Origin of the sequence: Aeromicrobium sp. 9AM, assembly GCF_902506105.1 — a bacterium.
In the GTDB taxonomy this organism is placed as follows: domain Bacteria; phylum Actinomycetota; class Actinomycetes; order Propionibacteriales; family Nocardioidaceae; genus Aeromicrobium.
Window position 1 is genome coordinate 1,175,497 of sequence record NZ_LR733303.1, and the last position, 11,610, is coordinate 1,187,106.

At 68.2% G+C, this 11,610-nt stretch carries 14 protein-coding genes; 10 read left to right on the top strand and 4 right to left on the bottom strand.

Going from position 1 to position 11,610, the window contains the following annotated elements; all coding sequences use genetic code 11:
* Positions 1 to 11 precede the first annotated feature (11 nt).
* The 3 genes from hisG to BOSE46_RS05970 are packed head-to-tail and all read left to right on the top strand — an operon-like array spanning position 12 to position 1,716.
* On the top strand, positions 12 to 857 hold the full coding sequence (hisG, locus tag BOSE46_RS05960; RefSeq protein ID WP_159539271.1) for an ATP phosphoribosyltransferase: 846 nt from the start codon (positions 12 to 14) through the stop codon (positions 855 to 857).
* Positions 845 to 1,261, top strand: a complete 417-nt coding sequence (locus tag BOSE46_RS05965) for a PH domain-containing protein (RefSeq protein ID WP_159539273.1) — start codon at positions 845 to 847, stop codon at positions 1,259 to 1,261. The genes hisG and BOSE46_RS05965 overlap by 13 nt, the downstream gene beginning before the upstream one ends.
* Entirely contained in the window at positions 1,258 to 1,716 is a 459-nt protein-coding gene (locus BOSE46_RS05970) for an SseB family protein (protein ID WP_159539275.1), read from the top strand. The genes BOSE46_RS05965 and BOSE46_RS05970 overlap by 4 nt, the downstream gene beginning before the upstream one ends.
* A gap of 73 nt (positions 1,717 to 1,789) precedes the next feature.
* Here BOSE46_RS05970 and BOSE46_RS05975 read toward each other — a convergent pair whose 3' ends face one another.
* A complete protein-coding gene (locus BOSE46_RS05975; RefSeq protein WP_159539277.1) occupies positions 1,790 to 2,794 on the bottom strand; it encodes a GNAT family N-acetyltransferase in 1,005 nt (334 codons plus the stop codon).
* A gap of 216 nt (positions 2,795 to 3,010) precedes the next feature.
* Between BOSE46_RS05975 and infC the strand changes: the two genes are divergently transcribed.
* From infC to pheT, 7 genes are all read left to right on the top strand, one after another.
* A complete protein-coding gene (infC, locus tag BOSE46_RS05980) occupies positions 3,011 to 3,763 on the top strand; it encodes a translation initiation factor IF-3 (RefSeq protein ID WP_371415503.1) in 753 nt (250 codons plus the stop codon).
* Positions 3,763 to 3,957 (top strand): 50S ribosomal protein L35, encoded by a 195-nt coding sequence (rpmI, locus tag BOSE46_RS05985; protein WP_159539279.1) that lies wholly within the window; start codon positions 3,763 to 3,765, stop codon positions 3,955 to 3,957. Before infC ends, rpmI begins: the two co-directional genes overlap by 1 nt.
* A gap of 48 nt (positions 3,958 to 4,005) precedes the next feature.
* Complete coding sequence (rplT, locus tag BOSE46_RS05990) at positions 4,006 to 4,398, top strand: 50S ribosomal protein L20 (protein ID WP_056214223.1); 393 nt, start codon at positions 4,006 to 4,008, stop codon at positions 4,396 to 4,398.
* A gap of 74 nt (positions 4,399 to 4,472) precedes the next feature.
* Entirely contained in the window at positions 4,473 to 5,243 is a 771-nt protein-coding gene (locus BOSE46_RS05995) for an RNA methyltransferase (RefSeq protein ID WP_236551622.1), read from the top strand.
* A gap of 53 nt (positions 5,244 to 5,296) precedes the next feature.
* A complete protein-coding gene (locus BOSE46_RS06000; RefSeq protein ID WP_159539283.1) occupies positions 5,297 to 6,334 on the top strand; it encodes an ATP-binding protein in 1,038 nt (345 codons plus the stop codon).
* 69 nt (positions 6,335 to 6,403) lie between these two features.
* Positions 6,404 to 7,507 carry a phenylalanine--tRNA ligase subunit alpha gene (pheS, locus tag BOSE46_RS06005; RefSeq protein WP_159539284.1) on the top strand — a complete coding sequence of 368 codons (1,104 nt, stop codon included), beginning with the start codon at positions 6,404 to 6,406 and terminating at the stop codon, positions 7,505 to 7,507.
* Positions 7,504 to 9,981, top strand: coding sequence for a phenylalanine--tRNA ligase subunit beta (gene pheT, locus BOSE46_RS06010; RefSeq protein WP_159539285.1), 2,478 nt, complete (start codon positions 7,504 to 7,506; stop codon positions 9,979 to 9,981). The genes pheS and pheT overlap by 4 nt, the downstream gene beginning before the upstream one ends.
* A gap of 96 nt (positions 9,982 to 10,077) precedes the next feature.
* On the opposite strand, the gene BOSE46_RS06015 is transcribed toward pheT, so the two are convergent.
* From BOSE46_RS06015 to BOSE46_RS06025, 3 genes are all read right to left on the bottom strand, one after another.
* Positions 10,078 to 10,281: a hypothetical protein gene (locus tag BOSE46_RS06015; protein WP_159539286.1), complete on the bottom strand. Its 204-nt coding sequence runs from the start codon at positions 10,279 to 10,281 to the stop codon at positions 10,078 to 10,080.
* A gap of 89 nt (positions 10,282 to 10,370) precedes the next feature.
* Positions 10,371 to 10,913: a hypothetical protein gene (locus BOSE46_RS06020; protein ID WP_159539287.1), complete on the bottom strand. Its 543-nt coding sequence runs from the start codon at positions 10,911 to 10,913 to the stop codon at positions 10,371 to 10,373.
* 69 nt (positions 10,914 to 10,982) lie between these two features.
* On the bottom strand, positions 10,983 to 11,540 hold the full coding sequence (locus BOSE46_RS06025; protein WP_159539288.1) for a LemA family protein: 558 nt from the start codon (positions 11,538 to 11,540) through the stop codon (positions 10,983 to 10,985).
* Between the last annotated feature and the right edge of the window lie 70 nt (positions 11,541 to 11,610).

An 11,610-nucleotide genomic window follows, 5' to 3' on the forward strand; every position in this document is an offset into this window, starting at 1 on the left:
AAGAGAAGTCCATGCTCAAGATCGCCGTACCCAACAAGGGTGCGCTCGCCGAGTCCGCCGCGCAGATGCTGTCCGAGGCCGGCTACCACCAGCGCCGCAACGCCAAGGATCTCGTCACGCTCGACCCTGACAACGACGTCGAGTTCTTCTACCTGCGCCCACGCGACATCGCGATCTACGTGGGGGAGGGCACGCTCGACATCGGCATCACCGGCCGTGACCTGCTGCTCGACTCCGGCGCCCACGCCGCGGAGAACATCTCGCTCGGGTTCGGCGCATCGACGTTCCGCTTCGCGGCGCCGATCGGTGCGATGTCGGCCGTCGCCGACCTCGCCGGGACGCGTATCGCCACGTCCTACCCGGGCATCGTGCAGAGCTACCTCGCCGAGCGCGGCATCAGCGCCGACGTCGTACGCCTCGACGGTGCCGTGGAGTCATCCGTACGCCTCGGGGTCGCCGACGCGATCGCGGATGTCGTCGAGACCGGCAGCACCCTCAAGCAGGCCGACCTCGAGGTCTTCGGCGAGCCGATCCTGTCGTCAGAGGCCGTGCTGATCACGCGTCAGGGCGCGCCGGAACCTGAAGGTTTTGCGGTCTTCAAGCGTCGCATCGACAGCGTCCTGGTCGCCCGGACGTACATCATGATGGACTACGACATCCGCGTCGACCAGGTCGATCGGGCCGTCGAGCTGACGCCCGGCATCGAGTCGCCGACGGTGTCGCCGCTTCATCGCGAAGGGTGGGTCGCGGTGCGCTCGATGGTGCCCCGCGACGCCGCCCAGAAGGTCATGGACGCGCTCTACGAGATCGGCGCCCGCGGCATCCTCGTGACGGACATCCTGGCGTGCCGGATCTGAGGACGTTCCGCCCCGGTGGCGCCCGCATCGTCGCGTACGGCGTGGGCGTCATCATGCTCGTCCTCACGGTGGTGATCGGCCTGGCTCTGCCCGACGAGATCTACTTCACGCCCGCTGAGGACGTGACGCTGTGGATCATCATCGTGGTGGTGCTCGTGCTCCTGCACGGCATCGGCCGCAGCTACGTACGTGCCGACAACGAGGGCGTTGAGGTGCTCAACGGCTACCGGCGGCATCGCATCCTGTGGTCGGACATCGAGGGCTTCGCGATGAACACCGGCGCACCCTGGCCGACGCTCGTCACGCATGATGACGAGCGGGTCATGCTGTTCGCGATCCAGGGCTCCGACGGCGCGTACGCCCGGGATGCCGTCACCTACCTGCGAAGCAGGCTGGCGGCATGAACCACGACCGTACGCTGGCCAGTCCGCAGTTCCCGGGGGACGACGGAGGCGTCGACCCGCTGCTGGCCGCGGCCTTCGGCGACGACCTGGCGGTGCTGGCCGCGTTGGCAGATGCCCGGGTGTTCGTGCCGATCATCGCCCTGCTCGGTGAGGTGCCGGCCGACGGGGACAAGAATGCCGACATGGCCGCGGTGCTGATGACCGGTGCCGACGGGAGGCAGGCTCTGCTGGCGTTCAGCAGCGTCGCGTCGATGGCGCACTGGGACGCCAACGCCAGGCCGGTGCCGATCCTGGGCCGCGACGCCGCCCGTGCGACGCTCGACGAAGGCGCAGCGGCGATGCTGCTCGACATCGCGAACCCGACGTTCACCGTGGTCGAGACCGACGATGTCGCCCATCTCGCGGCGGGTCACCGCCTGGTGCAGAGCGAGGCCGGCGCCGCCTGGCTCGCCTGACCCCCCAAGATTTGGATCCTCATGCACCACCTGGAGGCCCCGGGTGGTGCATGAGGATCCAAATCTTGGCGGATCAGCCGGCGGCGGACGAGCGTACGGCCGACAGTGGCACCGTGATGTGGACGTTGCCGTCGTGCCGCTCGACCCTCGCGACGAAGCCCGCGTTGCCGACCGTGCGCAGCAGCTTGTCGTTCGACCCCTCGGTGATGAACGTCAGGCGCGCGGCTCCGTGCGACTTGGCACGGATCGCCGCCTGCTTGACCAACATCGTGCCGAGGCCCTGGCCCTGCCACGCGTCCTCGACGAGGAGCTGGAAGGTCCAGACGGAGTCGAGCACCTCCAACGCACCATGACCCACCACGTCGAGACCGACCTGTGCGACGAGCGCGACACCGGACTCCGGCGCGACGAGGCGCCGGGCCATCCGGGTCGTCATCGGCATGCGGAGCGGCACCTGGTAGCGGTCGTAGAGCGTCTCGACGCTGCAGCGCTCGTGCAGCGCCGACACCGCCTCGATGTCGGCCAGGGTGGCTTCGCGCACCATCGGCACTTGATGGTGCGCCGACGGGGAGATCAGTGGGGTGTCGTAGCCGGCGTCGCTGACGAGCGACAGCAGCGCCTGGGCCCGGGCGCGCTCGACCGACGTGAAGGGGATCGCCCGGCTGATGCGCAGCACGGTGCCGTCGCGGCGGGTCAGGTCGAGGACGTCGTGCCCGCGGTAGTCGGCGACGTCAGGGGGCTCGGTCTCGAGCAGCTCGCGGAGCACTTCCTCTGCGTCGCGGCCCTCCTCGAGCACCCGGTGCACGCCCTGCAGGTATCGCGTCGGAGCGTCGATCAGGGAGTCGTCGCTGACCCGGGTGGCCGAGACGTGGGAGCCGCCGGCCTCCTCGAACAGCTCGGCCAGCTGCACGTCGCCCCAGCCCTCAGGCGCGCTCACGATGAACTCGTCGGTCACTCCCGAGCTGGTCGGGAAGACCTGCATGCCGAGGATGTTGACGTCGGAGCGCCCGCAGGCCAGCGCGATCTCCGCCAGGATCCCCGGGCGGTCGGCCAGCGTCGTACGGATGCGCCACAACATGGTGCCAGCCTGACGCGCGCAGTTTTCGGCTCGGCGTCGCCCGTGTTTCGGGCAGGGAAACGTTGCGATTTTGTGGATAAACGGCCGCGCTGATATCTTGGAGGGCGAAGTGGAGGTCCACCTCCCACCTGCTTGGTCCTTGACCTTGGGGTTACGCCGGTTCACCGAGCACGACGAACCGGCCGACGGCGTCATTCCTGCGGGAATACGCCACTGGTGGCTTCCGTTTTGTACGGGGGCCATTTTTTCTTGGCCTCCCACACGATCTCAGGAGGATCCATCACCACAGAGCTGCGCGTCAACGACCGAATCCGCGTTCCCGAAGTACGCCTCGTCGGTCCTGGCGGTGAACAGGTGGGCATCGTCCGTATTGAAGATGCCCTGCGACTGGCAGCGGAAGCTGATCTCGATCTCGTCGAGGTGGCTCCGACCGCTCGCCCGCCCGTCTGCCGTCTCATGGACTACGGCAAGTTCAAGTACGAGACCGCCCAGAAGGCACGCGAGTCACGCCGCAACCAGACCAACACCATCATCAAAGAGATGAAGTTGCGTCCGAAGATCGACCAGCACGACTACGACACCAAAAAGGGTCACGTCGTCCGATTCCTCAAGGCTGGCGACAAGGTCAAGATCACCATCATGTTCCGTGGTCGTGAGCAGCACCGCCCCGAGCTGGGCTACCGGCTGCTGCAGCGCCTGGCCGCCGACGTCGAGGATCTCGGTTTCATCGAGTCCAACGCTCGTCAGGACGGTCGCAACATGACGATGGTGCTCGGCCCGCACAAGAAGAAGTCCGAGGCCCAGGCCGAGGTCAAGGCCGAGAAGGTCAAGACCACGGCAGCCAAGGCCGCCGAGAAGGATGCCGAGGCCGCAGAGGTCAAGGCACATCGCGAGGCCGCACAAAAGACTGCAACACCCAAGAAGCCACGTCGGCGTTCTGAGAACCTCGACCCAGACATGGAGGCATAATGCCGAAGTTCAAGCCCCACTCGGGGATGAAGAAGCGCGTGAAGGTCACCGGCAGCGGCAAGCTGCGCCGGGAGCAGACCAACCGTCGCCACCTGCTCGAGGTCAAGTCCTCCTCGCGCAAGCGCCGTCTCGACGGTACGACCGACGTTGCCAAGGCCGACGTCAAGCGCGTGAAGAAGATGCTCGGTCTCTGACCGCACGCACACCCCCCGATCTACCGAAAAACTTGAAGGAGAACTGAGATGGCACGCGTCAAGCGCTCTGTCAATGCACAGAAGAAGCGCCGCCAGACACTGGAGCGCGCTGCGGGCTACCGCGGTCAGCGTTCGCGGCTCTACCGCAAGGCCAAGGAGCAGGTCACTCACTCGCTGGTCTACAGCTACCGTGACCGCAAGGCCAAGAAGGGCGACTTCCGTCGTCTCTGGATCCAGCGCATCAACGCTGCCGTCCGTGCCGAGGGCATGACCTACAACCGCTTCATCCAGGGCCTCAAGGCCGCGGGTGTCGAGGTCGATCGCAAGATCCTCGCCGAGCTCGCCGTTCACGAGCCGGCTGCGTTCTCCGCGCTCGTCCAGACCGCGAAGGACAACCTTCCGGCTGACGTCAACGCACCCAAGGACGGCGCCGCGGCCTGACCGCGACACCGCCCGAGCTGAACACCAACGACGTGGCGAGCACGCCCGGTGAGCTCACCGTCCGGTCAGGACGCGTGAAGCGCACCCGGCGGCTCGCCACTCGTGCGTTCCGGGCCGAGACCGGCGAGTTCCTCGCCGAGGGCCCCCAGGCCGTACGCGAGGCCCTGACGATCCCGGATGCGACCGTCGAGGTGTTCGCCACCGAGGTCGCGACGGAGCAGCACGCCGACCTGGTCAACGCAGCGCAGGCGGCCGGTGTCGGCTGGCACGTCGTCACCGACGACGTCGTCGAGTCCGTCGCCGACACGGTCCAGCCGCAGGGCGTCGTGGCGCGCTGCCGGATGCCCGATGCCTCGCTCGACGCGCTGCTGGCGACCAGCCCGACGTTCCTCGTGGTCTGCGCCGACATCCGCGATCCGGGCAACGCCGGCGCCGTGATCCGTTGCGCCGACGCCGCCGGGGCGCAGGGCGTCGTGTTCGTGGGTGAGAGCGTCGATCCCTACAACCCCAAGTCCGTACGCGCGACGGTCGGCAGCATCTTCCACCTGCCGGTCGTCACTGAGCGCGACACGCCGGCCACGCTCGCCCGCCTGCAGCGCCAGGGCCTCCAGGTCCTCGCCGCAGATGGTGGCGGCGAGCTGAGCCTGTTCGACGACGACCTCGATCTCGCGAGACCCACCGCGTGGCTCATGGGCAACGAGGCCTGGGGCCTGCCGGAGCAGACGCGCGCCCTCGCCGATCTCGTCGTGTCGGTGCCGATCTACGGTCGCGCCGAGAGCCTCAACCTCGCGACGGCAGCCGCGGTGTGCCTCTACGCCTCGGCACGCGCCCGCGCCACCGGCTGAAACCCGCCGGGTTGGGTCGTGCCGGCGGCCCTGCTCGTACTACATTCAGGCTCGTGGACCTTGACGACATCCCGGACGGCATCATCATCGCCGGGCCAGACGCCAAGGTCGTGTACGTCAATCGGCGGATCCGCGACATGGCGCGAGCCGACGGTGACGAGATGATCGGCATGCACCTCAACGAGGCCGTCCCGTTCGACGATCTCAACGGCAACTCCTGGTACGACACCACGCGCCCGTACGACGGCATCGCGACCCGCAAGCGCATCTCGGAGCAGGCGTGGTGGTCGCCCAAGGGGAGTGAGTACCTCATCACGGCGTCACTCGTGCGGGAGCGACCGGCCGGTCCCGTGCGCCGGGTCGTCGTGAGCGTCCGCAACGCCCGTGTCCGCAACCAGCGCGACCGTGAGCGCTCCGACCTCGTCGCCACCGTCGCGCACGAGCTCCGATCGCCGCTGACCGGCATCAAGGGCTTCACCTCGACGCTGCTGACCAAGTGGGACAAGTTCTCCGAGGAACAGCGCCAGTTCATGCTCGAGACCGTCGACGCCGACGCGGACCGCCTGAGCCGGCTCATCACCGAGCTCCTCGACGCCGCCCGCATCGACGCGGGCCGCCTGACGCTCAAGCGCGGACCGGTCAAGCTCGACGAGATCGTCCGCCACGTGCTCACCAACGTCTCGGGTGGCGCCGCGGAGCCGTTCGAGATCAGCATCGGCGACGACCTCGACCTGATCTGGGGTGACAGCGATCGCATCACGCAGGTCGTCACGAACCTCGTCGAGAACGCGATGCGCCACGGCTTCGGGCTGCGCGAGATCGTCGTCCAGAACGCCGACGCCGAGCAGCTCGGTGGGGTGTCCCTGGAGGTGCACGACAACGGGCCGGGAATCGCCGAGGAGATGCGGCAGCGCGTGTTCAGCCGGTTCTGGCGAGCGGGGCCCGGAGCGGGCAGCGGCCTCGGCATGTACATCGTGCGCGGCATCGTCGAGCAGCACGGCGGCACGATCCAGATCGACGACGCCGAGGGCGGTGGAGCGCTGATCCGGGCCTGGTTCCCGATCAACGAGCCCGACACGATGACCGACTGATCCGCCTCACTAGACTGGGCCCAGATCCCGACGCGTACGGGACCGAGTCATCGAGAGTCAGGTCTGCTGTTGTCCGCCCCCAATTCCTCGTACGACCCTGTGGAGGTCACTCCGTTGCACGCCGAAGAGGTCGAGCGCATGCGCGACGAGGCCCTCACTGCGATCGCCGGCGCTGACACGCTCGATGCCCTGAAGCAGGTGCGCATCGACCACGTCGGCGACCGGTCGCCGTTGGCCCTGGCCAACCGCGAGATCGGTGCCCTGCCGCCGCAGGCGCGCAAGGACGCCGGCCAGCGGGTCGGCCAGGCCAGGGGAGCGATCAACCAGGCACTCGCCGCCAAGACAGCCGAGGTCGAGGCGGCCGAGGAGGAGCGTGCGCTGGTCACCGAGTCCGTCGACGTCACCCTGCCGTGGGACGTCCAGCCGGTCGGTGCGCGGCACCCCATCACCACGCTGTCGGAGCACATCGCCGACATCTTCGTCGCCATGGGCTGGGAGATCGCCGAGGGACCCGAGGTGGAGGCCGAGTGGCTCAACTTCGATGCCCTCAACCTCGGCCCGGACCATCCGGCTCGCACGATGCAGGACACGTTCTGGGTGACCCCGGAGCGCGCAGCGATGGTCCTGCGTACGCACACCTCACCCGTGCAGGCGCGCACGATGCTGACCCGCCAGCCGCCGATCTACATCGCGTGCCCCGGACGGGTGTTCCGCACCGACGAGCTCGACGCCACGCACTCACCGGTGTTCCACCAGGTCGAGGGCCTGGCGATCGACGAGGGGCTGTCGATGGGGCACCTCAAGGGCACGCTCGACCACTTCGCCCGGGCGATCTACGGCGACGGAATGACGACGCGCTTCCGCCCGTCCTACTTCCCGTTCACCGAGCCGAGCGCCGAGATGGACCTGCTCTGCTACGTCTGCCACAACGAGCCGGACGCCGTCGCCGACTGCCGTACGTGCAAGGGCGAGGGCTGGGTCGAGTGGGGCGGCTGCGGCGTGGTCAACCCGCGCGTGCTGATCGCCTGCGGCGTCGACCCCGAGCGCTACTCGGGCTTCGCCTTCGGCATCGGCATCGACCGGACGATCACGTCCCGCTACGACATCGCGGACCTGCGCGACCTGTTCGACGGCGACATCCGTTTCACCCAGCCATTCGGAGTAGAGCTGTGAAGGTTCCTGTCACCTGGCTGCGGGAGCTTGTCCAGCTTCCCGACGACGTCACGACCGAGCAGCTGGCTGCCCGCCTGACGCAGTTCGACCTCAAGCTCGAGGAGATCATCTCGTCCGGCATCAGCGGTCCGCTGGTCGTCGGGCGGGTGCTGTCGATCGTCAAGGAGCCGCAGAAGAACGGCAAGACGATCAACTGGTGCCGCGTCGACGTCGGCCCCGAGCACAATGACGCAGACGGCGCCCGCGGCATCGTCTGCGGCGCGCACAACTTCGTCGAGGGTGACCTCGTCGTGGTCTCGCTGCCCGGCACGGTGCTCCCGGCGCTGGGCTTCGAGATCACGGCTCGCAAGACGTACGGCCACGTGTCCGACGGCATGATCTGCTCGAGCGCCGAGCTCGGCCTCGCCGGCGATGCCAGCGGCATCATCGTGCTCGACGCCGACTCGGCCGCACCCGGCGATGACGCGATCGCGCTGCTCGGCCTGGGCGACGAGATCCTCGACCTCGAGGTCAACCCCGACCGCGCCTACGCCCTGTCGCTGCGTGGGGTCGGACGCGACACCGCTCTGGCGTACGGGTTGGAGTTCGCCGACCCGGCGGACATCGAGGTGACCGGCGCGGGGGAGGGCTACCCCGTCACGGTCTTGGATCCTGACGCGTGCCCGGTCTTCGCTGCTCGTGCCGTCACAGGATTCGACCCGAGCCGTCCGACGCCCGCGTGGATGGCGCAGCGCATCGAGCAGGCCGGCATGCGCTCGATCTCGTTGGCGGTCGACATCACCAACTACGTCATGCTCGAGATCGGCCACCCGATCCACGGCTTCGACCTGTCGAGCCTGCAGGGCCCGATCGTCGTCCGACGAGCCAACGAGGGGGAGAAGCTCGCAACTCTCGACGGTGTCGTGCGGACGCTCTCGACCGATGACACCGTCGTGACCGACGATCGCGGGCCGATCAGCCTCGCCGGCGTCATGGGTGGCGCCGAGACCGAGCTCTCCTCGACGACGACCGACATCCTGATCGAGGCCGCGCACTGGAAGGCGCCGATGATCGCGCGCACGGCGCGACGGCACAACCTGCCGTCCGAGGCGTCGAAGCGCTACGAACGCGGAGTCGACCCGGAGCTCCCGGCCCGCGCCACGCAGCGGGTTGCGAACCTGCTCGCCGAGCTCGGTGGCGGCACGATCGAGGACGGTCTCACGGTCGTCGGGTCGGCGACTCCGCGTCCGTCGGTCGGCATGACGATCGGCCTGCCTTCGCGGGTGACAGGCGTCGACATCGACGCTGCGGACGTGGTCGAGGCCCTGGAGCGCAACGGTTGTGACGTCGCGCTCGACCACGAGTCACTGACCGCCACGCCGCCGAGCTGGCGGTTCGACCTCAACGACCCCAACGACCTCGTCGAAGAGGTGCTCCGTGTCGTCGGCTACGACCAGGTGCCCTCGATCCTGCCGACCGCCCCGGCAGGTCGCGGGCTGACGGTGGCGCAGAAGCTGCGTCGCCGCGTCGGCACCGTCCTCGCCGGCGACGGCCTGGTCGAGGTCAAGACGTTCCCGTTCGCGGGGCAGGCAGACTTCGACCGCCTCGGGCTGCCGGCCGATGACGTGCGTCGGCGCCAGGTGCTGCTGGAGAACCCGCTCTCTGCGGAAGAACCCGGCATGACGACGATGCTGCTCACCGGCCTGCTCAAGAGCCTTGCGCTCAACATCGGTCGCGGACACGCCGACGTCCACATCACCGAGACCGGCCGGGTCTTCCTGCCGAGGCCAGACGCGGCCGAGGCGCCGATCTACGGCGTCGACCGGCGCCCGACCGACGACGAGATCGCCGCCTTCGCAGCCGCGTTGCCCGACCAGCCTCATCACGTCGGGCTGGTCATGAGCGGGGAGCGCGTCCGCACCGGCTGGGCCGGGCCGGGACGCCAGGCCACGTGGGGCGACGCAATCGCGATCGTGCAGCACCTCGCCGAGGAGCTCCACGTCGAGATCGAGGTGCAGCCCGCACAGGTCATGCCGTGGCACCCGGGTCGCTGCGCCGCGATCGTGCTCAACGGGGCGACGATCGGTCATGCCGGAGAGCTGCACCCGCGGGTGCTCAAGGCGTACGGCCTGCCGGCACGTGTCGCGGCGGCTGAGGTCGACCTGGACGCCTTGATCGACGCATCGCCCGAGATCGGGCCACGCCCCGACTTCTCCTCGTTCCCGGTCGCCAAGGAGGACCTCGCGCTGATCGTCGACGACTCGGTCGCGGCGGCCTCCGTTCACCAGGCGCTCGCCGCCGCGAGTCCGTTGATCGAGTCCGTGCGGCTCTTCGACGTCTACTCCGGCGACCAGGTGCCCGACGGCAAGAAGTCGCTGGCCTTCGCCCTGCGTCTCCGTGCCCCGGACCGCACGCTGACCGACGCCGACATCAAGTCCGCGCGCGAGGCAGCCGTGTCGGCCGCCGGATCACTCGGCGCCACCCTCCGCGCCTGACCTCACGCTGACGGGTCACTTATTGCCTGCTGACGGGTCAGATCTTGCGCGACTCCGCGTCCGGAACTGACCCGTCAGCAGGCGAAAAGTGACCCCTCAGCGGACGATTGAGGACCCTCCGCACCCCTTGGCGGTCGGCCACACCTTTCCGAAGAAGATGACCTGATCACCCTGCGCGATCTCGGTCTTGGAGGTGTTGAGCGTGACCGCATAGCGGCTCGCTGCCTGCGCCTCGGACAGGAAGGCGGCGGGGACGATCGCGATGGCGATCGTCGTGAGGACGAGTGCGAGCTTGCGCATGGGTCGCTCCTTCAGAGGGGATCGTGCTGTCCACTGAGATGCGACCCACTGCGGAAATGTTGCCTCGGCCCGCAGAACGCCAGCTCAGGTCACTCGGCGCTGTCCTGCGCGCCCGCCGGCTGGACCGGCTGTGCCGCGTGCTGGAAGACGGCACGCAACATGCTGAATGCTCCGAGGGCGCCGAACGCGGCGGCGATCAGGAAGTCGCTCCGATAGGTCGGGAGCGCGTCGGGAAACGCATCCCAGAAGACAGACCAGAACTGGTCGTGCGTGAACGCCTCCCAGGTGGACAACCCGCTCGCTTCGCCGATCTCGGACGCGGCGTCGTAGACCATGCCGGAGAGGAACGACAGCAGCAACGTCACAACGACGATGCCGAGGATGATGAAGGCGCCCAGACGACTGATGGCGCCGCCAGCTCCCCGGACGTACAGCTGCACGGCGACCCAGACCACGCCGAAGCCGACGATCGACGCGATGAAGCCGAACTTCCACAGGATGAGCCATACGGCGACGCCGGCCGGTATCGCGAGCAACGAGAGCGCCGTGCCTTTCCGACGTTTTCGACGGGTGTGGGTACGGCAACGGATTTCAGACATGTTTTCCCCGGATCGTAGGAGTGCAGACGCCATGTCTGCTCCGAGGACTCTAGGTGACGGACCGGTCCGGCGTACGGGCATTGCCGAATCGGTGCCGACGCGTCAGAAGGTGACGGTGGGTGGGGTCTGCTGGCCCTCCGGGGCGTCGTAGAACTCGCGGGCGTGCACTCCGGCGATGCCGGTGAACAGGAGCCACGGGATCGTACGCACGAGGCTGTTGAGCTTGGCGACGGCGTCGTTGTAGTACTGGCGCGCGAACGAGATCTTGTTCTCGGTGTCGGCGAGCTCGGCCTGCAGCGACTGGAAGTTGGCCGACGCCTTGAGATCGGGGTACGCCTCGGCAACTGCCAGCACGTCGATGATTGCCTTGTCGAGCTTGGCCTGTGCCTCGGCCTTGTCCTGCACCGAGCCGCCCTTGGCCGCTGCCGCAGCACCGGCGCGCGCCTCGGTCACCGCCTCGAACACGCCCTTCTCATGCTGCGCGTAGCCCTTGACCGTGTTGACCAGGTTGGGGATGAGGTCAGCGCGGCGCGTCAGCTGGACGTCGATGCCGCCGAGCGCCTCCTGGGCACCGATGTCGACCCGCCGCAGTCGGTTGAAGGCGTAGACGGTGAACAGCGCGAGCACGACGACGATCGCCAGGATGATGATCCAGAGCATGAGTTCTCCTCGTTGGGTGAAGGGTGTGGAGCGGGGCTACCAGGAACCGCCACCGCCGCCTCCACCGCCG

Coding starts and splice junctions, on each gene's coding strand:
- BOSE46_RS06015 (WP_159539286.1), bottom strand. CDS start 10,281: ATGCGCAAGCTCGCACTCGTCCTCACGACGATCGCCATCGCGATCGTC.
- BOSE46_RS06020 (WP_159539287.1), bottom strand. CDS start 10,913: ATGGCGTCTGCACTCCTACGATCCGGGGAAAACATGTCTGAAATCCGT.
- BOSE46_RS05975 (WP_159539277.1), bottom strand. CDS start 2,794: ATGTTGTGGCGCATCCGTACGACGCTGGCCGACCGCCCGGGGATCCTG.
- BOSE46_RS06025 (WP_159539288.1), bottom strand. CDS start 11,540: ATGCTCTGGATCATCATCCTGGCGATCGTCGTCGTGCTCGCGCTGTTC.
- BOSE46_RS05970 (WP_159539275.1), top strand. CDS start 1,258: ATGAACCACGACCGTACGCTGGCCAGTCCGCAGTTCCCGGGGGACGAC.
- rpmI (WP_159539279.1), top strand. CDS start 3,763: ATGCCGAAGTTCAAGCCCCACTCGGGGATGAAGAAGCGCGTGAAGGTC.
- hisG (WP_159539271.1), top strand. CDS start 12: ATGCTCAAGATCGCCGTACCCAACAAGGGTGCGCTCGCCGAGTCCGCC.
- rplT (WP_056214223.1), top strand. CDS start 4,006: ATGGCACGCGTCAAGCGCTCTGTCAATGCACAGAAGAAGCGCCGCCAG.